This is a genomic window from Xanthomonas sp. CFBP 8445 (assembly GCF_025666235.1).
Lineage (GTDB): Bacteria > Pseudomonadota > Gammaproteobacteria > Xanthomonadales > Xanthomonadaceae > Xanthomonas_A > Xanthomonas_A indica.
In genome coordinates this window covers 2,182,259-2,206,873 of the sequence record NZ_CP102594.1, presented here as the reverse complement: position 1 = coordinate 2,206,873, position 24,615 = coordinate 2,182,259, and the positions used below count along the sequence as shown (strand labels likewise).

22 protein-coding genes and 1 tRNA gene are annotated in these 24,615 nt (G+C 69.4%); 11 read left to right on the top strand and 12 right to left on the bottom strand.

The window, feature by feature from the left end; translation table 11 throughout:
* The first annotated feature begins 50 nt into the window (after positions 1-50).
* On the top strand, positions 51-1,010 hold the full coding sequence (locus NUG21_RS09340) for an AraC family transcriptional regulator (RefSeq protein WP_263392890.1): 960 nt from the start codon (positions 51-53) through the stop codon (positions 1,008-1,010).
* 243 nt (positions 1,011-1,253) lie between these two features.
* Here the strand turns inward: NUG21_RS09340 and NUG21_RS09335 are convergent.
* From NUG21_RS09335 to serS, 3 genes are all read right to left on the bottom strand, one after another.
* A tRNA-Ser gene (locus NUG21_RS09335) sits at positions 1,254-1,343 on the bottom strand.
* 208 nt (positions 1,344-1,551) lie between these two features.
* On the bottom strand, positions 1,552-2,541 hold the full coding sequence (locus tag NUG21_RS09330) for a LysR family transcriptional regulator (protein ID WP_160947841.1): 990 nt from the start codon (positions 2,539-2,541) through the stop codon (positions 1,552-1,554).
* A gap of 381 nt (positions 2,542-2,922) precedes the next feature.
* Positions 2,923-4,203 carry a serine--tRNA ligase gene (gene serS / locus NUG21_RS09325; RefSeq protein ID WP_263392889.1) on the bottom strand — a complete coding sequence of 427 codons (1,281 nt, stop codon included), beginning with the start codon at positions 4,201-4,203 and terminating at the stop codon, positions 2,923-2,925.
* Positions 4,204-4,334: 131 nt separating this feature from the next.
* Here serS and NUG21_RS09320 point away from each other — a divergent pair, with 131 nt between their 5' ends.
* A complete protein-coding gene (locus tag NUG21_RS09320) occupies positions 4,335-4,988 on the top strand; it encodes an energy transducer TonB (RefSeq protein ID WP_263392888.1) in 654 nt (217 codons plus the stop codon).
* A gap of 106 nt (positions 4,989-5,094) precedes the next feature.
* On the top strand, positions 5,095-5,352 hold the full coding sequence (locus NUG21_RS09315) for a hypothetical protein (RefSeq protein ID WP_242083159.1): 258 nt from the start codon (positions 5,095-5,097) through the stop codon (positions 5,350-5,352).
* Positions 5,353-5,418: 66 nt separating this feature from the next.
* Here NUG21_RS09315 and aroA read toward each other — a convergent pair whose 3' ends face one another.
* The 4 genes from aroA to serC form a co-directional block, all read right to left on the bottom strand.
* Positions 5,419-6,732, bottom strand: coding sequence for a 3-phosphoshikimate 1-carboxyvinyltransferase (gene aroA / locus NUG21_RS09310; protein WP_263392887.1), 1,314 nt, complete (start codon positions 6,730-6,732; stop codon positions 5,419-5,421).
* 103 nt (positions 6,733-6,835) lie between these two features.
* Positions 6,836-7,180, bottom strand: a complete 345-nt coding sequence (locus NUG21_RS09305) for a hypothetical protein (protein WP_263392886.1) — start codon at positions 7,178-7,180, stop codon at positions 6,836-6,838.
* A gap of 106 nt (positions 7,181-7,286) precedes the next feature.
* The gene (gene pheA, locus NUG21_RS09300) at positions 7,287-8,444 is read right to left on the bottom strand and encodes a prephenate dehydratase (protein WP_160947846.1); all 1,158 of its coding nucleotides are present in this window, start codon (positions 8,442-8,444) and stop codon (positions 7,287-7,289) included.
* Positions 8,445-8,522: 78 nt separating this feature from the next.
* The gene (gene serC, locus NUG21_RS09295; protein ID WP_263392885.1) at positions 8,523-9,608 is read right to left on the bottom strand and encodes a 3-phosphoserine/phosphohydroxythreonine transaminase; all 1,086 of its coding nucleotides are present in this window, start codon (positions 9,606-9,608) and stop codon (positions 8,523-8,525) included.
* A gap of 154 nt (positions 9,609-9,762) precedes the next feature.
* Here serC and msrP point away from each other — a divergent pair, with 154 nt between their 5' ends.
* Together msrP and msrQ are read left to right on the top strand one after the other, a co-directional pair.
* Positions 9,763-10,731: a protein-methionine-sulfoxide reductase catalytic subunit MsrP gene (msrP, locus tag NUG21_RS09290; RefSeq protein ID WP_019798361.1), complete on the top strand. Its 969-nt coding sequence runs from the start codon at positions 9,763-9,765 to the stop codon at positions 10,729-10,731.
* A gap of 105 nt (positions 10,732-10,836) precedes the next feature.
* Complete coding sequence (gene msrQ / locus NUG21_RS09285) at positions 10,837-11,466, top strand: protein-methionine-sulfoxide reductase heme-binding subunit MsrQ (protein ID WP_263392884.1); 630 nt, start codon at positions 10,837-10,839, stop codon at positions 11,464-11,466.
* Here the strand turns inward: msrQ and NUG21_RS09280 are convergent.
* Positions 11,435-12,235 (bottom strand): FHA domain-containing protein, encoded by an 801-nt coding sequence (locus NUG21_RS09280; RefSeq protein ID WP_263392883.1) that lies wholly within the window; start codon positions 12,233-12,235, stop codon positions 11,435-11,437. The genes msrQ and NUG21_RS09280 overlap by 32 nt on opposite strands.
* A 116-nt stretch (positions 12,236-12,351) precedes the next feature.
* On the opposite strand from NUG21_RS09280, the gene NUG21_RS09275 reads away from it, so the two are divergent.
* Entirely contained in the window at positions 12,352-12,627 is a 276-nt protein-coding gene (locus tag NUG21_RS09275; RefSeq protein WP_019798384.1) for a polyhydroxyalkanoic acid system family protein, read from the top strand.
* 332 nt (positions 12,628-12,959) lie between these two features.
* On the opposite strand, the gene NUG21_RS09270 is transcribed toward NUG21_RS09275, so the two are convergent.
* The gene (locus NUG21_RS09270) at positions 12,960-13,679 is read right to left on the bottom strand and encodes a DUF8198 family protein (protein ID WP_242083144.1); all 720 of its coding nucleotides are present in this window, start codon (positions 13,677-13,679) and stop codon (positions 12,960-12,962) included.
* 87 nt (positions 13,680-13,766) lie between these two features.
* On the opposite strand from NUG21_RS09270, the gene NUG21_RS09265 reads away from it, so the two are divergent.
* From NUG21_RS09265 to NUG21_RS09255, 3 genes are all read left to right on the top strand, one after another.
* On the top strand, positions 13,767-15,032 hold the full coding sequence (locus NUG21_RS09265) for a patatin-like phospholipase family protein (RefSeq protein WP_160947853.1): 1,266 nt from the start codon (positions 13,767-13,769) through the stop codon (positions 15,030-15,032).
* Between the two features lie 121 nt (positions 15,033-15,153).
* Positions 15,154-15,798 carry a phasin family protein gene (locus NUG21_RS09260; protein ID WP_263392882.1) on the top strand — a complete coding sequence of 215 codons (645 nt, stop codon included), beginning with the start codon at positions 15,154-15,156 and terminating at the stop codon, positions 15,796-15,798.
* 200 nt (positions 15,799-15,998) lie between these two features.
* Positions 15,999-17,015, top strand: coding sequence for a restriction endonuclease (locus NUG21_RS09255; RefSeq protein WP_263392881.1), 1,017 nt, complete (start codon positions 15,999-16,001; stop codon positions 17,013-17,015).
* A gap of 232 nt (positions 17,016-17,247) precedes the next feature.
* On the opposite strand, the gene NUG21_RS09250 is transcribed toward NUG21_RS09255, so the two are convergent.
* The 3 genes from NUG21_RS09250 to NUG21_RS09240 all read right to left on the bottom strand — a co-directional run bounded on the left by NUG21_RS09250 (position 17,248) and on the right by NUG21_RS09240 (position 21,723).
* Positions 17,248-19,236, bottom strand: a complete 1,989-nt coding sequence (locus NUG21_RS09250; protein ID WP_242083139.1) for an SDR family oxidoreductase — start codon at positions 19,234-19,236, stop codon at positions 17,248-17,250.
* Between the two features lie 305 nt (positions 19,237-19,541).
* Entirely contained in the window at positions 19,542-20,273 is a 732-nt protein-coding gene (hutC, locus tag NUG21_RS09245; RefSeq protein WP_160947856.1) for a histidine utilization transcriptional repressor HutC, read from the bottom strand.
* 52 nt (positions 20,274-20,325) lie between these two features.
* A complete protein-coding gene (locus NUG21_RS09240; RefSeq protein WP_263392880.1) occupies positions 20,326-21,723 on the bottom strand; it encodes a formimidoylglutamate deiminase in 1,398 nt (465 codons plus the stop codon).
* Positions 21,724-21,786: 63 nt separating this feature from the next.
* On the opposite strand from NUG21_RS09240, the gene hutI reads away from it, so the two are divergent.
* The gene (hutI, locus tag NUG21_RS09235) at positions 21,787-22,989 is read left to right on the top strand and encodes an imidazolonepropionase (protein ID WP_263393060.1); all 1,203 of its coding nucleotides are present in this window, start codon (positions 21,787-21,789) and stop codon (positions 22,987-22,989) included.
* The gene (hutH, locus tag NUG21_RS09230) at positions 22,986-24,524 is read left to right on the top strand and encodes a histidine ammonia-lyase (RefSeq protein WP_263392879.1); all 1,539 of its coding nucleotides are present in this window, start codon (positions 22,986-22,988) and stop codon (positions 24,522-24,524) included. Before hutI ends, hutH begins: the two co-directional genes overlap by 4 nt.
* Positions 24,525-24,615 lie beyond the last annotated feature (91 nt).

Below are 24,615 nucleotides of genomic sequence, written 5' to 3'. Positions count from 1 at the left end.
CCCACCACGTCCTTCAGGTGCAACAATATCGTTGCCGCGCAACCGAACCCATGTTCGATCGTCGAAACATCTATCGCTATCGTCCAGACATGACCGATCCGCTTTCCGACATCCTCACCCTCGTTCAGCTCAACTCCTATGGATTTCGCGGACTGGATGCAGGGCGCGACTGGGGACTGCGTTTCCCGCCAGCCGACGGCATCCGATGCTTTGCCATCGATTCGGGGGAGTGCAGGCTCGCGATGCAGGACGCCGGCTTTCCGATTGCCCTGGAACCGGGTGATGTGATTCTTGTGAAAGGAGGCGCCGCCATGCAGCTATATGCAGGCACGCCTTTGACGTGGCAAGACGCCATCCCCTTCCTGACACAGGTGCCGCCTGGCCACGTCGCTGAACTCAACGGCGGCGGCGTGTGTCGAGGCATCGGGGGGTTCTTTTCGTTACGCGGCCACCATGCCGCGGCCATCCTTGCAGCCGTACCGCCCGTGGTCCACATTCGGTCCCAGGACCACAAGGCGGCGCTTCAAGCCAGCGTACGGCGGCTCATCGTCGAACTGCGCGAACCTCGGCCAGGCAGCGATCTGCTCGCTGGACACCTTGCGCAGGCGCTCTTGATCGAGGCCTTGCGCGCCCATCTGGAGACAGGCCGGCAGCAGATGGGATGGCTCGCCGCGCTGGGCGTGCCCTCACTCAATCGTGCCCTGAGCGCCATGCACGCGAACGTCAGTCATCGCTGGACGGTCGCAGAATTGGCTGCTGCCGCACGGATGTCGCGCTCCAGTTTCGCCGCCCATTTCGAGCGCGTGACCGGCGAGACGCCGATGGATTATCTGACCCGGTGGCGCATGGCCCTGGCGTCTCATCGTCTGCTGACGTCCACCCTGTCCGTCGGCGCGATCGGCGTTTCCGTCGGTTATTCGTCCGAAAGCGCGTTCACGGTTGCATTCAAGCGCAGCTTCGATGCGTCGCCCAGCCAGTACCGCGCGCAATCGGTGCCGGCCAAGCCTTGAGGTTGTGATGCCTCCAGGACGTAAATGCTGCGGAGGTCCTGCTCCGCTAGATCGCCAGGTGTCCCGCCCTTGGGCTCTGCAGCCTTTCGCGGTTCGCAAATCGACAGGCACACGTGGGACGAACGACCAGCGGCCGGTGGACGACCGGTTGAAATGATGTGGGACGCGCATGCGAGCGCTTCTTCTGCATGCTTCCTGCCTTCCAACCAAATCAGACATTCAAATCAATGGCTTGGAAGCGAATGGCGGAGAGAGTGGGATTCGAACCCACGGAAGGTTTGACCCTTCGCCGGTTTTCAAGACCGGTGCCTTAAACCGCTCGGCCATCTCTCCGTTTGCGAACGCGGCGGTGCTGCGGACGAGCGTCGCAGCCGCTTGAAGCGCAACGTCGCAGGAGTGCGACGCTACTGTGCCTGCCCCGTTTGAGGCGATCGCTGCCTCTAACGACACGATGCAGCACGACCGGGCCACAAACACAGGCGCGCATTTTCGCACGCCCGCGTCGGTTTTGCTCGGCCAGCGTGCCCGGCCGGCGTCTCGATCAACCCGCCTCGACCGCCATCGCGCCCAGGGTCGAATGCTTGGCCTTGGTGCGTTCGGGGCAGTTGCCGCCGCAGTCCAGGCGCGAGGCTTCGATCTGGCGCGGCAGGTGTTCGGCGAGGAAGTCGATGAACACGCGCACCGCCGGCAGCAGGCCGCGGCGCGAAGCGAACACGGCGTGGCAGATGCCCTGTGGCAGCGACCACTCCGGCAGCACCACTTCCAGTTCGCCGTTGCGCACGGCTTCGGCGCAGACGGTCTCGGGCAGCAGGGTGATGCCGAAGCCGTCCTTGACCATGGACTGCAGCAGGGGGAAGTCGAAGCCGGCCACGCGCGGCTGCAGGTCGACGCGGCGCACTTCGCCGGCCGGGCCGTGCAGTTCCCAGCGCTGCCGCGCCTCGTCCTCGCTGATGCTGAGGGTGACGTGCGAGGTCAGTTCCTCGGGGTCCTTGGGGCGGCCGGCGCGGTCCAGGTACTTGGGGCTGGCGACCAGCAGTTCCTGCACCTGGCCGAAGCTGCGCATCACCAGGCTGCCGTCGTCGTCCAGGCGCGAACGCACGCGCAGGGCGACGTCGTAGCCTTCGTTGATGATGTCGACACGGCGATTGCTGATGTTCAACTGCAACCGCACCTTGGGGTACTGGTCGAGGAACATCGGCAGCAGCTTGGGCAGCTGCATCTGCGCCAGCGACACCGGCACGCTGACCCGCACCAGCCCGCGCGGCTCGGCGCTGAGCCGGTCGACCACTTCGCGCGCAGCCTGCGCCTCGGCCAGCATGGTCTGGGCGTGGCGATGCACGCTCATGCCCAGGTCGGTGACGGCGAAACGGCGCGTGGAGCGCTGCAGCAGGCGCACGCCCAGGTCGCTCTCCAGCTGGCTGATGCGACGGCTCAGGCGCGACTTGGGGATGCCCAGGGCGCGTTCGGCGGCGGCAAACCCGCCGTGGTCGACCACCATGGCGAAGTAGTACAGATCGTTGAGGTCGTGCATGTTCTTTCGATATTTAGAACGATGGGGACAATCGGATCCGGTTCATTCTACTCCTACAACGATTTGCGCTGCAGGGACGCCGGTCGCGCTCGCAGGACGCAGGCACGCCTGGACGACGCAGGGTAACCCTGGCCGGGCTAGCGCGAAGTGACGGGTGCGAGGTCTGGTGCACGCGGGACGCCGTTTGCGGCGAGTGCTGCATGGCGTGCATGGGCGGGCAGGCGACTGCCCTGCCCGCCAGGTCGCCAACATGCGGGTGCACAGCGCGTCGCGTGCGACATGGGCAATCAAGCCCGCACGCGCAGTCGCACGCAGCGCATCGCCGCCACAACAGCGGCGACGCCAGAGGATCGCCCGGAGCCGATGCCCGGGTCGGCGCAATCAGCCGATCCGCTCGGCCCCACCCATGTACGGGCGCAGCGCGTCGGGCACGGTGATCGAGCCGTCGGCGTTCTGGTAGTTCTCCATCACCGCGATCATGGCGCGGCCGACCGCGGTGCCGGAGCCGTTGAGCGTGTGCAGCAGCTCGGGCTTGCCGGTGGCCGGGTTGCGCCAGCGCGCCTGCATGCGCCGCGCCTGGAAATCGCCGCAGTTGGAGCAGGAGGAGATCTCGCGATAGGTCTGCTGCGAGGGCAGCCAAACTTCCAGATCATAGGTCTTGCTCGCGGAAAAGCCCATGTCGCCGGTGCACAGCAGCATCTTGCGGTACGGCAGGCCGAGCGTTTCCAGCACCACTTCGGCGCAGCGGGTCATGCGCTCGTGTTCGGCGGCGCTATCTTCCGGGCGGCACACGCTGACCAGTTCCACCTTCTCGAACTGGTGTTGGCGGATCATGCCGCGGGTGTCGCGGCCGCCGCTGCCGGCCTCGGAACGGAAGCACAGCGAGTGCGCGGTCATGCGCAGCGGCAAGCGCTCGGCCTCGACGATCTCGTCGCGCACCAGGTTGGTCAGCGAGATCTCCGAGGTGGAGATCAGGTAGCGCTTCTGTTCGCCCAGCGCGGTGGCGAACATGTCTTCCTCGAACTTCGGCAACTGGCCGGTGCCGTACAGGCTGTCGGCGTTGACGATCACCGGCACGTTGGTTTCCTGGTAGGCGTGCGGGCCGGTGTGCAGGTCCAGCATGAACTGCGCCAGGGCGCGGTGCAGGCGCGCGATCGGCCCGCGCAGCACGGTGAATCGCGCGCCCGACAGCTTGGCCGCCGACTCGCCGTCCAGCCAGCCGTGGCGTGCGCCGAGTTCGACATGGTCCTTGACCTCGAAATCGAAGCTGCGCGGGCTGCCCCAGCGCTGCAGTTCGACGTTGTCGGCCTCGTCCTTGCCAGCCGGCACGTCGGCCTGCGGCAGGTTGGGAATCTCCAGCGCCAGCGTCTCCAGCTGCGCGCGGATCTCGTCCAGGCGCTGCTCCGAGGCCTTCAGCTCGTCGCCGAAGCCGGCCACTTCGGCCATCAGCGCGGTCACGTCCTCGCCCTTGGCCTTGGCCTGGCCGATCGCCTTGGAACGGCTGTTACGCAGGCTCTGCAGTTCCTGGGTCCGCACCTGGATGCGCTTGCGGTCGGCCTCCAGGGCCTCCAGGGCGGCCACGTCCAGCGCATAGCCGCGGCTGGTGCGCAGGCGCTCGGCGAGGTCGGCGGGCTGTTGGCGAAGCAGAGCGGGATCGAGCATGGGCGCGGGGTGCCAGGGGAACGAACCGAGGATTATCGCCTGTCCGTCGCGGTTTTGCCGACCCGCGCCCGCCGCGGCGCGCGATTCACCGCGGCTATGCCAGAATCGGGCGGTTCCCCACGGTGAGCCTCATGTCCACGTCGCCTTCGTCTTCCAAGCCCGGCATCGTGCTGCACCTGCCGCGGCGCCTGCTCGCGATCGTCGGCATCGCCTTCGTCGCCGGCCTGCTGCTGTTCCTGGTGGTGTGGCTGGTCGGACGCAAGGACAACGATTTCTACAAGCCGCAGCCAGCGCAGGTGCAGCAGGAGACCGAACAGGTGAAGCCGCTGCCCGAGCCGCTGCCGGCCGGCAGCCCCGCCAGCAGCATGCCGCAGGCCAAGCCGGCGCCCGCCGGCGACGCGCCGAAGCTGGTGGAAACCGCACCGGCACCGCCGCCGACTACGGAAGCACCGGCGCCTGCCGCAGGCAGCGATGGCGCCGGCAGCACGGCCACCGCGCTGGCCCCGGGCGACCGCCCGGTGCCGCTGGAAGGACAGACCCCGCCGCCGCGCTATCCGCCGGCGGCGCTGCGCCGCGGCGATGCCGGCACCGTGGTGGTGCGGGTCGAGGTCGACGCCAGCGGCGCGCCCGCCGGCGTGGCCTTGGTGCGGCGCAGCGGCTCGCGCGACCTGGACCGCGCGGCGATGGAGACCGTGCGCCGCTGGAAGTTCCGCCCCGCGCAGCAGAATGGCCGCGCCGTACCGGCCAGCATCGAGATCCCGTTCGACTTCAAGCCGGGCCCCTAACTGAACCGGCACCCGGCCGCGCGGGCAGCGTTCACATGGGGGTGACACCACCGGCACGGGTCCTGGGCGACACTGGCATCGCTCCCACGGCACCGGAGTTGCCGCCATGCCCACCCCGTACAAGTCGACACAGCCGCTGGATGCGTGGAAGCGCTCGGCCCGCCCGTCTGCGCGCCGGGAACCGCACGCACGAGCCGACCGCGGCTCGCCCTGGGCCTGGATGATCGTGATCGCCCTCGCCCTGGCGATCGCCGGCTGGTGGCTGGCCATGGACCGCGCCGACGACACCAGCAGCTACAGCTATCGCGCCGACGCGCCCTCGACGCCGACGAACGATCCGCCGCGTCCGCAGCCGTCGCACTAAGCGCGCACATCCGGGCGTGATGCTTGCACCGGCCGCGTCCACACGCGGCCGGTGTAATGAACGCGTTTACGCTGTGCGCAACCCGAATCCAGCACCACGCGCCAGTGTGTCGAACCCCGGGAACGAGGTGGCCACGTTCGCCACGTCCTCGATCCGCACCTCGCCCTGCGCCAGTTGCCCGGCGATGGCGAAGGCCATGGCGATGCGATGGTCGCCGTGGCTCTCGATGGTCCCGGCGCCCAGCGTGCCGCCGTGAATGGTGGCGCCGTCCGGGGTTTCGTCGACGACGATGCCCAGGCTTCGCAGCCCGGTGGCCATCGCCGCCAGGCGGTCCGATTCCTTGACCCGCAGTTCCGCCGCGCCGCTGACCACGGTCTGGCCTTCGGCCGCGGCCGCGGCCACGAACAACGCCGGGAACTCGTCGATCATGTCCGGCACCACGTCCTCCGGAATCCGCGCACCGCGCAGCGGCGCGTAGCGCACCCGCAGATCGGCCACCGGCTCGCCGCCGTGCTCGCTGTGGTTGTGCTCGACGATGTCTGCGCCCATCAGCCGCAACGCGGCGAGCAGGCCGGTGCGGCGTGGATTGAGCCCGACCGCCTTGAGGGTGATGGCGGAGCCGGGAATGATGCTGGCGGCGACGATGAAGAACGCCGCCGAGGAGAAGTCCGCCGGCACCGCGATATCGGTAGCGCGCAGGCGCTGGCCGCCGCGCAGCCGCGCCTGGCCGGGCGCGAACGTGATATCCACGCCGAACGCGGACAGCATGCGCTCGGTATAGTCGCGGGTGGGATGCGGTTCCTGCACCGAAGTGACGCCCTCGGCATAGAGCCCGGCCAGCAGCACCGCCGACTTGACCTGGGCACTGGCCACCGGCGAGACGAAGTCGATGCCGCGCAGCGGTTGCCCGCCATGGATGCGCAGCGGCGGCACGCCATTGGCCTCGGTGTCGATGCGCGCCCCCATCAGCGCCAGCGGCTCGGTCACCCGACGCATCGGCCGCTTGGACAGCGACGCATCGCCGACCAGCACGCTGTCGAACGGCTGCGCCGCGAGCAGCCCGGCAAGCAGGCGCATGCCGGTGCCGGCATTGCCGCAGTCCAGCTCGCCCTGCGGCGCCTGCAGCCCATCCACGCCCACGCCATGCACGATGCGCTGCGACGGCGACGGGGTCTCGATCCGCACCCCGAGCCGCGCGAAGATCGCCGCGGTCGAACGCGTGTCCTCGCCCTCGAGAAACCCCTCGATCCGCGACGTGCCATCGGCCAACGCCGCGAACATCACCGCCCGGTGCGACACCGACTTGTCCCCCGGCACCGTCAGCGTGCCCTGCAGCGCAGTGCCGCGCGTTGCGATCCAGCCTTGCTCGTTGCTCATCATCGTTCCTGAAAGTCCAACCACCCGAAGATCCACTACCACTCAGACGACACTGCCGCCGTTACCGCGCGCTTGCACTACCACGACGACGCCCGCCCCCACTCCATCACCGCTGTTGCTGTTGCTGTTGCTGTTGCCGTTGCTCTGGCTTTGCTGTTGCTCTCAATCCCCCGTGAGGGCTGGCGGACACGACGGGTAAAACCCCGTGAGGGGCGACGCGCAGGATGCGCGTCGTTTTCGGCAGGCACATGGATGTGCCTTCCGAAAATTCCCGTCGTGTCCGCGGACCCCGCGCGCAGCGCGGGGCAGCCCGCCCGGGGGTGTGTTTCTTTTGGTTACTTTTCTTTGCACAAGCAAAGAAAAGTGACTCGCGCAAAGCGCGAAAGCTGTTGCCGTTGCCGTTGCCGTTGCTGTTGCCGTTAAAGCTGTCGCTGTTGAAGAAGGGATTCATTTACCGAGGAACGCTCTGTCGCGGCTGAAGCCGCTCCTACAGGCGCACCTCTTTTCGTCAGCAAAGCGCCCCGCCGCGGTCAGATCAAAGCAACCGCGCAACCACCTCAAGGCACCGCCACCGGATACGACCCCAACACCTTGATCTGCGCCGAATGCGCCTTCAACTCCGCCAACGCCAACTTCATCGCCTCATCCTCCACATGCCCCGCCAGATCGATGAAGAACCCATATTCCCACTTCGCCTGATGCGACGGCCGCGACTCGATCCGGTTCATGCTGATCCCATGCCGCGCGAACGGACTGAGCACATCGAACAACGCACCCGGCTTGTCGTGGATGAACACCAGCACCGACGTGCGATCGTGCCCCGACGGCGGGAAGATCTGCCGCCCGATCACCAGGAAGCGCGTGGTGTTGTCCGCGTCGTCCTCGATCGACTTCATGATGACCTTCTTCAGCGCATACACGTGCGCCGCGCTCTCCCCGCCGATCGCCGCCGCGTCGTCGGCGTTGCGCGCGCGGCGCGCGCCCTCGGCGTTGCTGGAGACTGGAATCTTCTCCACCTTGGGCAGGTTCGCGCGCAGCCAGCCGGCGGTCTGCGCGAACGACTGCGGATGCGCGTAGATCCGCTCGATCGCGTCGAGCCGCCCGCTGCGCGAGAGCAGGAACTGGTGCACGCGCAACTCGGTCTCGCCGCAGATCTTCAGGTTGGAGGTGAGGAACATGTCCAGGGTGACCTGGATCGTGCCCTGCCCCGAGTTCTCCACCGGCACCACGCCGAAGTCGGCGTTGCCGCTTTCCACTTCCTGGAACACTTCCTCGATGGTGGCCATCGGCAGGCCCACCGCCGAGCGGCCGAAGTGCTTGAGCACCGCCTGCTGGCTGAAGGTGCCTTCCGGCCCCAGGTAGCCGATCTTCAGCGGCTCCTGCTGCGCCAGGCACGCGGACATGATCTCGCGGAACACGTGCACCAGCACTTCGTCGCTGAGCGGGCCCTGGTTGCGGTCCACCACCATTCGCAGCACCTGTGCCTCGCGCTCGGGGCGGTAGTAGTCCACCGCCGCGGCGAGCTTGCCCTTGGCCTTGCCGACCTGGTGCGCGAACTGCGCGCGCTCGGCGATCAGCGCCTGGATGGTGCGGTCGATCTCGTCGATCTTGGCGCGCACGTCGGCCAGGGCCGGCGTGGCGGCGGATTTCGCGGATTTCGCGGACTTGGCCGGCGTGGCGTCGGCGGCGGGGGATTTCTTCGGCTTTGCGGCCATGGATCGGGGTTCCTCGGTGGTCCGGATCGCCGGCGCGATCCGGTCGCGGCTGACGCCGCTCCTACAAAAATCGGCGACTCAGCCGTGGCGCTGCTGGAAGTCGCGCATGAACGCGACCAGTGCCTGCGCGCCGGCCAGGGGCATGGCGTTGTACAGCGACGCGCGGATGCCGCCGACCGCCTTGTGGCCCTTCAGCGCCAGCAGGCCGGCCGCCTTGGATTCGGCGACGAAACGCGTGGTCAGCGTCTCGTCCGGCAGGAAGAACGGAATGTTCATCCGCGAGCGCACCGACGCGGCGACCTCGTTGCGGTAGAAGCCGCCGGAGGCGTCGATCGCCGCGTACACCAGCGCCGACTTGGCCTGATTGCGCGCGGCGAACGCCTCCACCCCGCCCTCGGCCAGCATCCACTTGAACACCAGCCCGGCCAGGTACCAGTTCCAGGTCGGCGGGGTGTTGAGCATGGAGTCGCGCGCCACGTGCGAGCGGTAGTCGAAGATGTCCGCCCGCGGCTGGCCGGCGCGTTCGAGCAGGTCGCGGCGGATGATCACCACCGTGACGCCGACCGGGCCGAGGTTCTTCTGCGCGCCCGCATAGATCAGTGCGTACTTGGACACGTCGATCGGCTCGGAGGCGATGCTGGAGCTGAAATCGGCGAACAGCGGCACCGTGCCGACGTCGGGCGTGTCGCGGAACTCCACGCCGTGGATGGTTTCGTTGGCGGTGATGTGCACGTAGGCGGCATCCTCGCGCAACTGCCAGTCGGCGCGCGGCGGGATGTCGCGGAAGCCGCCGGCCTCGCTGCTGGCGGCCACGTGCACGTCGACGTAGGGCCCGACCTGCTTGATCGCGGTCTTGCCCCAGTGCCCGGTCACCACGTAGTCCACGGTCTGCCCGGGCGCGGCGAAGTTCAGCGCCAGCAGCGCCTGCTGGGTAGTGGCGCCACCGGCCAGGAACAGCACCGCGTAGTCGTCGGGAATGCCGATCAGCCGGCGCAGGTCGGCGTCGGCCTGTGCCGCCACCTCCATGAACTCGGCGCCGCGGTGGCTCAGCTCCACGATCGAGGCGCCCACGCCGTTCCACTCCAACATCTCCGCCTGCGCCTGGCGCAGGACCGATTCCGGCAAGGCAGCGGGGCCGGCACTGAAATTGAACGCGCGCGTCATGGGGCACCTATCGGACAGGACCCCTAGTATGCCGCAGCGCAACAGCTTGCGGCCCGGGCAATTTAGGTTGCATTTGCATCCATTCGCCCTGCGCATGCGTAGTCTGTGTTGAAGTCCCCGCCACTGCTCGCCCCCTTCGCTCCAGGAGTCCGCCATGTCGTTGCGCGATGCCCTCTCCGTCCCCAGCCGCGAGATCACCGACGAGACGGTCTACCGCGACCGGCGGCGCCTGCTGCAGGTCCTGGCGCTGACCCCGGTGGCCGGCCTGGTCGGCTGCGCCGATGCCGAGCCGCCGGCCCCGCCCAAGACCGTGGTGACCCCGGAGCAGGCGCGCAGCGGGTTTCGCACCAACGAGGAGCTGACCCGCTACGAGGACGTGACCAGCTACAACAACTTCTACGAGTTCGGCACCGACAAGACCGATCCGTCCAAGGCGGCCAAGACCCTGCGCACCTCGCCGTGGTCGGTGAAGGTGTCCGGCGAGTGCGAGAAGCCCGGCACGCTGAGCCTGGACGACCTGCTCAAGGGCCACACGCCCGAGGAGCGGATCTACCGCCTGCGCTGCGTGGAAGGCTGGTCGATGGTGATCCCGTGGCTGGGCGTGCCGCTGGGCGATGTACTCAAGCGCTTCGCGCCGACCTCCAAGGCCAAGTATGTCGCCTTCACCACCCTGGCCGATCCGCAGCAGATGCCCGGCATCCGCTACAGCTCGATCGACTGGCCGTACAAGGAAGGCCTGCGCATCGACGAGGCCATGCATCCGCTGACCCTGCTCGCCACCGGCCTGTACGGCAAGCCGCTGCCGCAGCAGAACGGCGCGCCGCTGCGGCTGGTGGTGCCGTGGAAGTACGGCTTCAAGAGCATCAAGTCGATCGTCGAGATCCGCTTCGTCGAGCGCATGCCGGAGACCGCCTGGCACGAGTTGCAGCCGTCCGAGTACGGCTTCTTCTCCAACGTCAATCCGGCGGTGGACCACCCGCGCTGGAGCCAGAAGACCGAGCGGCGCATCGCCGGCAAGGCCAGCAAGCTGTTCGCCGAACGCATCCCCACCCGCCCGTTCAACGGCTATGCCGACCAGGTGGCGTCGCTGTATGCGGGGATGGATCTGAAGAAATGGTATTGAGCCGGGAGTGGGGATTCGGGAGTGGGGATTCGCGAAGCGGTCGCTGCGTGCGTGGGGCCTACGCGCCCGCGTTTGTCCTCGGGTTTGCTGAGGTATTGAGGTTGCATGGCTAAGACATCTGCGTCGCTGATCGCTGCCAAGGCGGTGGTGCATGCGCTGGCGCTGGCGCCGATGGCGTATCTGGGCTGGCAGTTCTGGCAGGTGTGGCAGACCGGCAGCGATGCGCTCGGCGCCGATCCGGTGGCCGAGGTCGAGCACCGCACCGGACTGTGGGCGCTGCGGCTGTTGCTGTTGACCCTGGCGATCACGCCGCTGCGGCAGTTGACCGGGCAACCGGCGCTGCTGCGCTTCCGGCGCATGCTCGGGCTGTATGCGTTCTTCTACGCGACCGTGCATCTGGCGGCCTACCTGGGGCTGGACCTGCGCGGCTACTGGACGCAGATCTTCGAGGAGATCGTCAAACGCCCCTACATCACCGTGGGCTTCCTCGCCTGGCTGCTGCTGGTGCCGCTGGCGATCACCTCCACCCAGGGCTGGATGCGCCGGCTCAAACGCAACTGGGGCAAGCTGCACAAGGCGATCTACGCGATCGGCGTGCTCGCGGTGCTGCACTTCTGGTGGCTGGTGAAGTCGGACATCCGCGAGCCGCTGCTGTACGCGGCGATCCTGGCGGTGCTGCTGGGCTGGCGCGGCTGGCGGGCGCTCAGCGCGCGCCGAACCACAGCAGGCCGCTGAGCGCGGCGGCCAGCAGCAGGGCGCTGAGCAACAGCCACGGCCAGCGCCGCGCGGTGGCCGGACGCGGCGCCACCGCCGCCGGCGTCAGCGCCAACGCGGCCAGTGCCGGGTCGTCGCGCAGGGGCTCGGCGCCGACCACCTGCGGCACTTCCAGCACGAAACGGTGCTGGGCATCGAACACCACCTGGTCGCCGGGCTGCAGCCAGCAACTGCGCACGGCGATGCCGTTGACCTGGGTCTGCGCATCGCCGAAGCCGCGCAGCAGCACCCGCTCGCCATGCCGTTCCAGGCGCGCGTGCTGCTCGGCGCAGGCCGGATCGTCGATGCGGATATCGCACTCGCGCAGGCGGCCGATGCTGCGCACCCGGTCCACGGTGAAACTGCGGCCATGGTGCGGACCGCCGACGCCGCGCAGCACCAGCCGCGGATCGTCGTACTCGGCCTCGCTGACCTCGGGCAGCCGGTGCAGCGGCTCGCACTTGCCCTGCACCACCATCTCCACGCCGTCGGCGTAGATCGCGTCGCCGGCGCGCAGCAGGGCCATGCGCCGCACCGGGCGGCCGTTGACGTGGATCCCACGGCTGCCGTTGGCGACCTGCAGCCACAGGCCACGCCGGTCCAGGCAGAACTGCGCCAGCAGCAACGCGCCCTGGGTGTCGTCGACCACGCTGACCTGGCCGGAGGCCAGCCGCACGATGCGATGCACGCCCGCGCGCAGGGGCCGGTCGGGATGTTGGCGGTTGCTGAAATGGAGTTGCAGATCGTGCACGGCGGGCAGCCTAGCAGGTTGCCTGCGTGCGCAGAAGCGCGCGTACTGGACAATGCACCGCACATACGCACAATGCCTGATCGTTCACGTGGGCACCCGCCCGCACAGGAGCCAGCATGTCCAGCATCGACATCCGCCACGACCACACCAAGACCCCCGCGCAGGCCCGCAAGGCCATCGAAACCGCCGCCAAGAAACTGGCCGAGCGTTTCGATCTGGAATCGCATTGGGATGGCGATTCCTTGCTGTTCTCGCGCTCGGGCGTGGACGGACGCATCGAACTGCTGCCCAAGCAGGTGCATGTCACCGCCGAACTGGGTTTTCTGCTGTCGGCGATGAAGGGCACGGTGGAGAGCGAGATTCGCCGGGTGCTGTCGGAAAAGCTGGCCTGACGAGTGGATCGAGCCCCTCTCCCCACGGGAGAGGGGTTGGGGTAAGGGTGCGGCGCGCAGCGACTCGCCGAGGTTGGAACACGTACTGCCCGTACCCTCATCCGCCCCTGCGGGACACCTTCTCCTGGTCGGAGAAGGAAAAGCGCTAGCCCCTCTCCCGCCGGGAGAGGGGTTGGGGTGAGGGTGCGGCGCGCAGCGACTCGCTGAGGTTGGAACACGCGCCGCCGCACCCTCATCCGCCCCTGCGGGGCACCTTCTCCCGGTGGGAGAAGGAAAAGCGCTTGCCCATTTCTCCCCGGGAGAGGGGTTGGGGTGAGGGTCCGACCGCCCGGTCACTCCAACGCGAACGGATCCGGGTCGCCCGCAAACAATCGCCGCGACACGGCGCGCTCGGTGGTCTCGATATCGCCGATGAACCCCTCGGCATCGCCCAGCTTGGAGAACGCGTCGAAGCCGCGTTCCAGAAACCCCTGCAACTCCGACAGCCCCGCCGCCTTGGCCGGGCCGCGGGCGAAGCGCAGCAGCATGCGCACGCCGGGTGTGTGCACCGCGCTGGCCAGGCCCAGGCCGACGCGGGCGATCAGATCGATCTGGCGCTGGCGCAGGCGCGGCAGCCCGGTCTGCCGATAGGCCTCGGCATACAGCGCCTCGTCCAGGCGTTTGCGCCGCGGCGCCAGGGCCTGCAGCGCCTCGGCCATGCGCAGGTCCAGGGCGTGGGTCAGTGCGCCCAGGCCGATGCCGTCGGCCACGGTCTCCAGCAGCGAGGCCGGCATCAGCCGCTGCATCATCGGCAGCACCTTGACGATATCGGCGTCGCGGCGGCTGAAGTCGCGGTCGCCATAGACATCGGTGAGGAAGAACATCGCCGCCGGGCGCCGCTGCGGATCCTCCAGGAAATGCTCGAAGCTGCGCTCCAGCCGTTCCGATTGCCAGCGCCGCAGCTCCTGCAGCCAGCGCAGCGCATTGCGCGGTTCGCGCGCGGGATCGTGCAGCGCCTGGTGCCACGCCAGGCGGCGGCCGAGTCGTTCCAGGACGGGATTGCTGCGCGCCATGGCCGCCGATGATGGTCGCAGCCCGGCACGACCGCAAGCGTCACCGCGCTCGGCTACACTCGCGCCACTGCCTCCTGCGGACCGCGCATGCTTTCCCTCCACAGCGCCTCGCCCCGTCCCCATTCCAACGGCCGCATCGGCCTGGCCATCGCCGGCGGCGGCCCGATCGGCGGCATGTACGGCCTGGGTGCGCTGCGTGCGCTGGACGAGGCACTCGACGGCCTGGACCTGACCCGCCTGGATTGCTACGTCGGGGTCAGTTCCGGCGCCTTCCTGACCGCCGGCCTGGCCAACCGGGTCAGCAGCGCCGAGATCTGCCGGATCTTCGTCACCGGCAACAGCGACGATGCGCACTTCCGCCCGGAAGACTTCCTGCGGCCCAACGTCTACGAATACCTGCGCCGCGCCGCGACCCTGCCGCGGCTGGCCTACGGCTGGTGGCACGACCTGCTCACCGAACCGCGCAAGACCCGCTGGTCGGACCTGATCACCCGCTTCGGCGGACTGGTGCCCAGCGGCCTGTTCGACAACGCCGGGGTCGAGCGCTTCCTGCAGGACGTATTCAGCCGCCGCGGCCGCAGCAACGATTTCCGCGAACTGGGCACCAACCTGTTCGTGGTCGCGGTGGATCTGGACAGCGGCGGCACGGTGCGCTTCGGCGAGCCGGGCATGGACCACGTGCCGATCTCGCTGGCGATCCAGGCCAGCGCGGCACTGCCGGGGCTGTACCCGCCGGTGCAGATCGACGGCCGCCATTACGTGGACGGCGCGCTGCGCCGCACCATGCACGCCTCCACCCTGCTGGAGCGCGGCATCGACCTGATGATCGGGATCAACCCACTGGTGCCCTACGACGCCACCCACGCGCCGCGCCGCAATGGCCGCGTCGACCGCGCGCGGTTGCTCGCCGGTGGCCTGCCGGCGGTGCTGTCGCAGACCTTCCGCACCCTGCTGCAGTCGCGCATGCAGGTGGGGCTGGAGAAGTATGCGCGGCAGTACCCGCAGGTGGACCAGCTAGTGTTCGAGCCCAACGCCGACAATGGCGAGCTGTTCTTCACCAATCTCTTCAGCTACGCCGCGCGCCACCGCGTCTGCCAGCTCGCCTACCGCAACACCCTGTCGGACCTGCGCCGCAACGCGCAGACGCTGGAGCCGCTGCTGGCCGCGCACGGCATCGCGCTGCGCCACCAGATCCTCAACGACCGCAACCGCACCTTCCTCGACGGCGTGGACGTGCAGCCGCGGCGCATGACCGAGACCACCGCGCGCCTGCGGCGTGCGCTGGACGACGTCGACCAGGTCATCGCCGGCCGCCGCGCCACGCGCCGCACCCGCCGTTCGCCGCCGGCGTAGCGAAGGCCGCGCCGACCAACGGTGTCGTCCGCGTACGCCACGCGCACGCTGGTGTGATTACTCTAAGCAACCTCCCGAGTCTCGATCTCCGCCACTCACCCGCCGAAGGAACCGCACCGTCATGGCCACTCTGAAGAAATCCGCGCGCAAGAAGCGCAGCACCGCCCCTGCCGACGACACCCTGCAGGCGCAGGCGGAGAAGCTGTCCAAGCGCCTGGGCGAATCGGCGCAGCAGGTCTGGCTGGCCGGCGTCGGCGCCTTCGGCCGCGCCCAGGCCGAAGGCGGCAAGCTGTTCGAGACCCTGGTGAAGGAAGGGCTGAACCTGGAGCAGAGCACGCGCAAGCTGGCCGGCGGCGGCGTCGACGCGGTGCGCGATGCGGTGGAGAACCGGGTCGGCCAGGCCCGCGAGCGCGCCGCCGACACCTGGGACCGCCTGGAGAAGGTATTCGAGGACCGCGTGCAGCGCGCCCTGCGCCGCCTGGAAGTGCCCAGCCGCGAAGACCTGGGCGCGCTGATCGAACGCGTGGACGCGCTCAATGGCGAACTGCGCCATCTGCGTGGCGGCCGTGGGCCGCAGGCGTCGGGCAAGGCGCCGGCAGCGAAGAAGACCGCCAAGAAGACCGCCGCAGCGCAACCCGGCACCGCCAAGCGCGCGGCACCGGCGCGGCGCCGCGCCGGCCCGGTGGTCGCCAAGGTCGCACCTGCCAAGAGCACGCCAAAGCGCGCCAGCCGCAAGCGCAATACGGTGACGACCCCGGCCGAGTAACCGGATTGTTGCAAAGCAGCACGTTTTTCCAGACAATCGAAACGGACCCGCCAGTCCATCAGAAGACCGTTTGCTCCCCTCCCCTCTCGGCTTCGGACTGGCGGGTCTTTTTTGTCCGCCTTCCACCGCTGTCGCCTTGCCGGCGCCGTGACACGCTGGCGATACACTGACTTCTTTACGGCGCGTGTGCGGGTGCGAGCATGTTTTCCTGGATAGCGGCAGCGCTCTTGGCAGTCGCGGCATGGCTGGCGGCCAGCCTGTACCTGTGGCTGGTGCGGCGCCGCGAAAACGAGACCATGGCCGGGTTGCATGCACTGGCCGGCCTGCACTGGCGCGATTTCTCCTACATGGTGCGGCGCGCGATGCGCGAGCAGCGCGATCTGCAGGATGCGACCGTCGACGAGCACGCGAGCCAGGAACCGCAAAGCGACTTTGTGATGACCCGCGGCGACGCACGCTGGCTGCTGTCGTGCAAGCACGGCCGGGCGTATCGGATCGGCTCGGCCGCGGTCAACGAACTGGGCGCGGCGGCGCGGCTGATGGGCGCACAGGGCGGCATCCTGATCACCGAGGGCAAGGTGCAGCGCGACGGCATCGCCGCCGCGGAGAAGCAGGCGGTGGAAATCCTCGACGGCCGCCGCATCTGGCCGATGCTCAAGCCCTACCTGCCCAGCGAACTGGAAGACGGCGTGATCGGCGCCAGCCGCCGCCGCGCGCAGCGCCACATCGCCATCGCCGGCCTGGCATCGCTGGCCCTGGGCGTGCTGGTCGGCGTCGGCGCGATGGCGCTGCAGCAGCCCGCGGAGCCGCCGGCCACGGTGGCCACCCCCGTGCCGGCGACTCCGCCTACGCCGGCCGTTGCTGCAACCCCTACCCAGGCCGCGGCTACGCCGACGGCCACGCCCGCCACGCCCGCCGCGCCGCCCCAGCCGACGCTCGACGACGCCGGCAATCTCGCCGAACCCGACCCTGCCACCGAACAGCGCAACCGCCAGGCCCTGTCCAAGGCCCTGGCCGGCACCCCGGGCGTGATCCGCGGCATCTGGCAGACGCAGATGACCCTGGTGGTCGACCGCAGCGGTGACGACGCCCAGGTATGGCCGCGCATCTGCAAGGAAGTGGAGCGCTACCCGTCCCTGCGCACCGTGCGCATCCAGCTCAACCCCCGCCCCGGCCGCGAGGAACCGGTGCGCTGGCGGCAATGTAGGACGTTTTGATAGGCCGGGATTGGGGAGTTGGGATTGGGGATTGGTAAAAGCGGGTCGTTGCGGCGTTTCTCCAGGTCGGCTTCCTTCTGAGGCGAGGCAGCGCCGCGCTCACCGCGACCACTGCCTGTCCTTCCGCCTCCCAGCGGAACAGCAGAAGGACCTTAGGCCACGCAAACGCGGATCAGAGATCGAGAACCCGCTTTTGCGAATCCCCAATCCCGCCTCCCCAATCCCCGCCCCATCACCAATGCACACCCCGCATCAGCGCAGCAAACGCGATCTGCTCCTGGCTCGGCTTGGTCTCGCGTAGCGCCTTGCGGTCGCCCTTGGCCGCAGCGGAGTCCGGGAACAGTTCGAAGGCGGTGTTCATCACCACTTCGTAGGCCTTCGGCGCCACGGCGTTGACCAGGGCGGCGAAGATGCCCAGGCGCGTGGCCACGCGGCTGGGGCGTTCGATGATCGCCTTGACCATCAGGTCGGCGGCCTCGTCCACGCTCAGCGTCGGGACGCTGTCGTACATCTTGGTCGGAGCGATCATCGGCGTCTTCACCAGCGGCATGTTGACCGTGGTGAAGCTGATGCCCTTGCCCGACAGTTCGCCCTGCGCACAGCGGCTCCAGGCGTCCAGCGCCGCCTTGGAGGCGACGTAGGCAGAGAAGCGCGGCGAGTTGGCCAGCACGCCGATCGAGCTGACGTTGATGATGTGGCCCTTGCGCCGCGCGGTCATGCCCGGCAGCACGCCCATGATCAGGCGCAGGCTGCCGAAGTAGTTCAACTGCATGGTCCGCTCGAAATCGTGGAAGCGGTCGTAGCTCAGTTCGATCGAGCGGCGGATCGAGCGGCCGGCGTTGTTGATCAGCACGTCGACGTGGCCGTGCGCCTCCAGCACGGTCTTCAGCAGGCGGTCGCAGTCGGCCAGGTCCGAGAGGTCGGCGGTATAGGCGAAGACCTTGCCGCCCTTGGCGTTCATCGCGTCGCGCGCGGCGTGCAGTTCCTGCTCGCCGCGGGCCACGATGACGGTGATGGCGCCGGCCTCGGCGACGCGCTGCGCGGTGGCCAGGCCGATGCCGGAGGAACCGCCGGTGATCAGCACCACCTTGCCGCGGACCTTGCCCTTGAGCGAGCGATCGACGAACAGGTCCGGGTCCAGGTGCCGTTCCCAGTGATCCCACAGGCGCCAGGCGTAGTCTTCCAGGCGCGGCACGGCGATGCCGCTGCCCTTGAGCGCGCGCTCGGTCTCGCGGCTGTCGAAGCGCGTGGGATAGGTGATGAACTTCAGCACCTCGCGCGGGATGCGGAAATCGCGCAGCAACATGCCGGTGAAGCGGCGGATCGGCGGCAAGCTGCCGACCGCGGCGCGGATGCTCGAGGGCACGAACGCGAACATGCGCGCGTCCACCCGCAAGGTCATTTCCGGCGCATGGCCGGCGCGGCAGAACACGTTGAGCACCTCGCCCACGCGCAGCGGCTCGGGGTCGGTGAGGTGGAAGGTGTGGCCGTCGAGCTTGGGCTTGTGCGCGATGTGGTCCATCGCGTCGGCGACGAAGTCCACCGGCACCAGGTTGATCCGTCCGCCCTCGATGCCCAGCATCGGCGCCCACGGCGGCAGCAGCTGGCGCAGCTTCTTGATCAGCGGGAAGAAATAGTACGGGCCGTCGATCTTGTCGATGGCGCCGGTACGCGAATCGCCCACCACCATCGCCGGGCGGTAGATGCGCCACTTGATCCGGGTCTCGGCGCGCACCAGCGCCTCGGCGTCGTGCTTGGTGCGCAGGTAGGGATCGTCCAGCCCCTCGGCTTCCTCGAACATGTCCTCGCGGAAGATGCCCGGGTACAGCCCGGCCACTGCGATCGAACTGGTGTGGTGGAAAATGCCGGCGCCGAGCTGCGCCGCCAGTTCCAGCGCGTTGCGGGTGCCGTCGAGGTTGGCGACGCGCTGTTCCTCGGCCTTGGCGGTGAGGTCGTACAGCGCGGCCAGGTGGAAGAAGTGCTTGACCTTGCCGTGCAGCGCCTTGCGCTGCGCCGCCGACAGCCCGCAGTACGCGGCACCGACGTCGCCGTGCAGCACCACCAGGCGCTTGGGGTCCCAGCCCTGCTCGCGGACCAGCGCATCGAACTTGCGCTGCGACTCCTTGCGCAGCAGCACATGCACGACGCCCTTGCGCCGCATCAGCTTGGCCATCAGGTAGCGGCCGATGAAACCGGTGGCGCCTGTCACGAAATACGTCATGCCGAACCATCCCTCGTTCCGCGGCCATGGCCCCTCGCCCGGCCCCGGCGCTAACTTGCCAGAGTGCGGCAGGCAGGACAAACCCACGCTGGCGTATGGCGAACGTGCGGCATCGCAGCATCGCGCAGTGCAGAGGCCACTGCGGGCACCTCATCACGTGTGCTCGTCGCGCGTCGTGCCGCGTCCTGAAAGAGTGGCGTCGGCCACAACGGCCTTCCATGGACACCTTCGTCGCGGCTGAAGCCGCTCCTACGCGATGCTTCCCGACGTACGTGAGTTGCCTGCAATCGCCGTAAGCGCCAGGCTCAGCGCGCGCCGGGCGAGAACCGCGCCACCAGGTCGTAGGTGTCGCCGAGAAACACCTGGCGCACGAAGGTCACCGCCTGCTCGCCGCGCCAGGTGCGGCGGTCGATCAGCAGGCAGGCGGTGCCGGCCGGCACCTGCAGTCGCGCCGCCTGCGCGGCGCTGGCGCCGACCGCGCTGATGCGGTGCTCGGCGCGGGTCCACGGCACGTGCTGCAGCAGCCAACTGCCGGGCACGGTCACCGCAAAGTCCATCTGCAGGGCCTCGGGCACCGCCACCGGGTTGATCACCCGTTCCTCCAGCGCGAACGGGCGGCCATCGGCGTAGTGCAGGCACTGCAGCGCCAGCAGGCTGCCGCCCGCGGCGACCTCGGCCTCCTGCGGCAGCGACGCGCGCGGCGCGCGCTGCTGCCGTTCCAGCAGTTCGAAGCGATAGGCATGGCCGCGCGCGGCGACCTCGACCGGGATGTCCGGGATCTCCAGCGCGACCTGTTCCATGTGCGGGTGCGGCCGCGCCACGAACGAACCGGCGCGACGCCGGCGTTCGATCATGCCGGCGTCGGCGAGCAGCGCCAGCACCTTGTTGACGGTCATGCGCGAGCAGCCGTACTGCGCCATCAGTTCGTGTTCGAACGGAATGCGATGGCCCGGCGGCCACTCGCCGCTGCGGATGCGCGCCTCGATGTCGCGGCGAATGCGCTGGTTGAGCGGCAGCATCGGTGCAGCGAGACTCATGGGCGCTCCGTGCTGCGGCGATCGGTGCACGACTCCACGCGATCCGCGCGCCTCATGCGTCCAGCAACCGGGTCAACGCACGCGCATAGCGCGCGGCGACGGCGTCGCGCTGCAGGTGGCGGCCCTCGCGCACCAGTTCGCGGCCGTGGCGCCAGACCGAACGCACCGCGCCGCCGCGTGCGGCGAACAGCCAACTGTCCAGCCAGGCGTCGCCGTGGCGCGCCTGCAGTGCCGGATGCGCGGCGTCCAGTTCGACCAGATCGGCCGGTGCGTCCACGCACAGCCCCTGTTCGACACCGAGCGCCTGCGCCGCGCCCTGCGCGGCGGACTGGAACAGAAAGCGGCCGCTGGACAGCGCGGTGTCGCCGGTCAGCACGTTGCGCCCGCGCAGGCTCAGGCGCTGACCATATTCGAGCAGGCGCAGTTCCTCGGCCGCATCGATCAGCACGTTGGAGTCCGACCCCACGCCGAAACGGCCGCCGGCGCGCACGAACGCGGGCATCGGGAACAGGCCGTCGCCGAGGTTGGCCTCGGTGATCGGGCACAGCCCGACCACGGCGCCGCTGGCGGCGATGCCCTGCACTTCGGCGGCGTCGACATGGGTGGCGTGGACCAGGCACCAGCGCGCATCCACCGGTGCGTGCGCCAGCAGCCATTGCACCGGGCGCTGCCCGCTCCAGGCCAGGCAGGCGTCGACCTCGCGGGTCTGCTCGGCGATATGGATGTGCACCGGGCCATCGCACAGCGGCAGCAGCGCCGCCAGTTCGTCAGGGGTGACCGCGCGCAGACTGTGCGGGGCCAGGCCCAGCACCGCATCGTCCAGCCCCTGCAGGGCGCGGCGGCTGCCGTCCAGCAGCGCGGCGAAGCCGTCCACGTCGTGCAGCAGGCGCTGCTGCGCCGGGTTCGGCGCGGCGCCACCGAAGTCGGCGTGCGCGTAGAACACCGGCAGCAGGGTCAGGCCGATGCCGCTGGTCTGCGCCGCGGCGGCCAGGCGCTGCGCCATCTCGGCGCGGTCGGCGTAGGGTCGGCCGTCGGCGGCGTGATGCACGTAATGGAATTCGCCGACCCGGGTGAAGCCGGCCTCGAGCATCTCGACGTAGGCCTGCTCGGCGATGGCCTGCAGATCGTCCGGGTCCAGCCGCTGCAGGAAGCGGTACATCAGCTCGCGCCAGCTCCAGAAGCTGTCGCCGCTGCGTCCGCCGATCTCGGTGAGCCCGGCCATGCCGCGCTGGAAGGCGTGGCTGTGCAGGTTGCCCAGGCCCGGGACCACGATGTCCAGACGCCGATCGCCCAGAGCCGCGGCCACGCCGCTGTCCACCGTGGCGATGCGACCGCCGCGCACGCCGATGCGTACCTCGCGCGCCCAGCCCTGCGGCAGCAGCGCGTGCGCGCACCAGAATTCGCCCGATCCCGCGTTGCCGCTGGCCTGCTGCTGCGCCTGGGTCTGCACTGGACACCCTCCATCGACCACAATATTGTATATACAAAATAACCGACGAGCCTGCCCGTGACCATGCCCTGCGACACGCTCTGGCACAACGCGCACCTGATGACGCTGGACGGCGAGGACGGCGGCCTGGGGCTGGTCCACGACGGCGTGGTGGCGTGCCGCGACGGCCGCATCGTCTATGCCGGCGCCGCCGCGCAGTTGCCCGGCCCGCTGTCGGCGCAACGCAGCATCGACTGCGGCGGACGCTGGATCGGCCCCGGCCTGATCGATTGCCACACCCACCTGGTCTATGCCGGCAACCGCGCCGGCGAGTTCGAGCAGCGCCTGCTCGGCGCCAGCTACGCCGACATCGCCCGCGCCGGCGGCGGCATCGTCTCCACGGTGCGCGCCACCCGCGCCGCCGACGAGAACGCCCTGCTCGCCGCCAGCCTGCCGCGGCTGGATGCACTGCTGGCCGAAGGCGTGACCACGGTGGAGATCAAGTCCGGCTACGGCCTCACGCTGGAGGACGAACTGCGCCTGCTGCGCGTGGCCCGCCGCCTGGGCGAACTGCGCACGGTGGAGGTGTCACCGACCTTTCTCGGCGCGCACGCCGTGCCGCCCGGCGCCGAGGCGCAGGCCTACATCGACGAGGTCTGCGAGCGCATGATCCCGGCGGTCGCCGCACAGGGCCTGGCGGAGGCGGTGGACGTGTTCTGCGAGCACCTGGCGTTCAGCCCGGCGCAGACCGAGCAGGTGTTCCAGGCCGCGCAGCGCCATGGCCTGGCGCTGAAGATCCATGCCGAGCAGTTGTCCAACCAGGGCGGCGCGGCACTGGCGGCGCGCTACGGCGCGCGCTCGGCCGACCATGTCGAATACCTGGACGACGCCGGCGTCGCCGCGATGGCCGCCGCCGGCACCGTCGCGGTGCTGCTGCCGGGCGCGTTCTATTTCACCCGCGATACCCAGCTGCCGCCGATCGCCGCGCTGCGCGCCGCCGGCGTGCCGCGCGCGCTGGCCACCGACTGCAATCCCGGCACCTCGCCGCTGACCAGCCCGCTGCTGGCGATGAACCTGGCGGCGACGTTGTTCCGGCTGACCGTGGCCGAATGCATCGCTGGCTTCACCCGCGAGGCGGCGCGCGCGCTCGGGCGCCAGGACCGGGTCGGCCGGCTGCGCGCCGGGCTGGCCTGCGACCTGGCGATCTGGGACATCGCCGAACCGGCCGAATTGGTCTATCGCATGGGCTTCAACCCGCTGCATGCGCGTATCTGGAGAGGACAATGAGCGACAACGAGATCCTGCTGCGCCCGGGCGCGGTCAGCCTGGCGCAGTGGCGCGACGTGTACCGCGGCGCCGGCGTGCGGCTGGACCCGGCCTGCGCCGACGCGGTGCTGCGCAGCGCGCAGACCGTGGAGGCGATCGTGGCCAGCGGCGCGCCGGTGTACGGCATCAACACCGGCTTCGGCAAGCTGGCCAGCGTGCGCATCGAGCGCGAGGACCTGGAAGCCCTGCAGCGCAACATCGTGCTGTCGCATGCGGCCGGGGTCGGTGCGCCGATGCCGGTGCCGGTGGTGCGGCTGATGATGGCGCTGAAGCTGGCCAGCCTGGCCCAGGGCGCTTCCGGCGTGCGGCCGCAGACGCTGGCGCTGCTGGAGGCGCTGCTGCAGCATGAGGTGATCCCGGTGGTGCCGTGCCAGGGCTCGGTCGGCGCCTCCGGCGACCTGGCGCCGCTGGCGCACCTGGCCACGGTGATGCTGGGCGTTGGCGAGGCCTTCGTCGGCGACGCGCGCCTGCCGGCCGCCCAGGCGCTGGCCCAGGCCGGGCTGCAGCCGCTGACGCTGGGCGCCAAGGAGGGCCTGGCGCTGCTCAACGGCACCCAGTACTCCACCGCCTATGCGCTGGCCGGGCTGTTCGAGATCGAGCGCGTGTTCCATGCCGCACTGGTCACCGGCGCACTGTCCACCGAGGCCGCGAAAGGCTCGGACACCCCGTTCGATCCGCGCATCCACACGCTGCGCGGCCAGCCCGGGCAGATCGCCACCGCCGCCGCGCTGCGCGCCCTGATGCACGACTCGGCGATCCGCGATTCGCACCGCGACAACGACGTACGCGTGCAGGATCCCTACTGCCTGCGCTGCCAGCCGCAGGTGATGGGCGCGGCGCTGGACGTGATGCGCCAGGCGGCCACCACCCTGGCCACCGAGGCCAACGGCGTCTCCGACAACCCGCTGGTGTTCAGCGACACCGGCGAAGCGCTGTCCGGCGGCAACTTCCACGCCGAGCCGGTGGCCTTCGCCGCCGACATGCTGGCGCTGGCGGTGTGCGAGATCGGCTCGATCAGCGAGCGCCGCGTCGCCATGCTGGTGGATCCGGCGCTGTCCGGGTTGCCGGCGTTCCTGACGCCCAAGCCCGGCCTCAACTCCGGCTTCATGATTCCGCAGGTCACCGCCGCGGCGCTGGTGTCGGAGAACAAGCAGCGCGCCTATCCGGCCAGCGTCGACTCGATCCCGACCTCGGCCAACCAGGAAGACCACGTATCGATGGCCGCGCACGGCGCGCGCCGGCTGCTGCCGATGGCCGAGAACGCGGCCAACGTGGTCGGCATCGAATTGCTGGCGGCCGCGCAGGGCTGCGATTTCCACACGCCGCTGCGCTCCAGCGCCGCACTGGAAGCGGCGCGCGCGCTGCTGCGCACCCGTGTACCGGCACTGCAGGACGACCGCTACTTCCACCCGGACATGCTCGCCGCCACCGCACTGGTGCGCGACGGCGCGCTGGCCGCGGCGGTGGGGATGCGCTTGCCCGAGGCGAGTGCTTGATCTGATGAGACCCTTGTAGGAGCGGCTTTAGCCGCGACGGGGCGTTACCCGGTAATGCCCCGCGCGGCTGAAGCCGCTCCTACGACAAGCA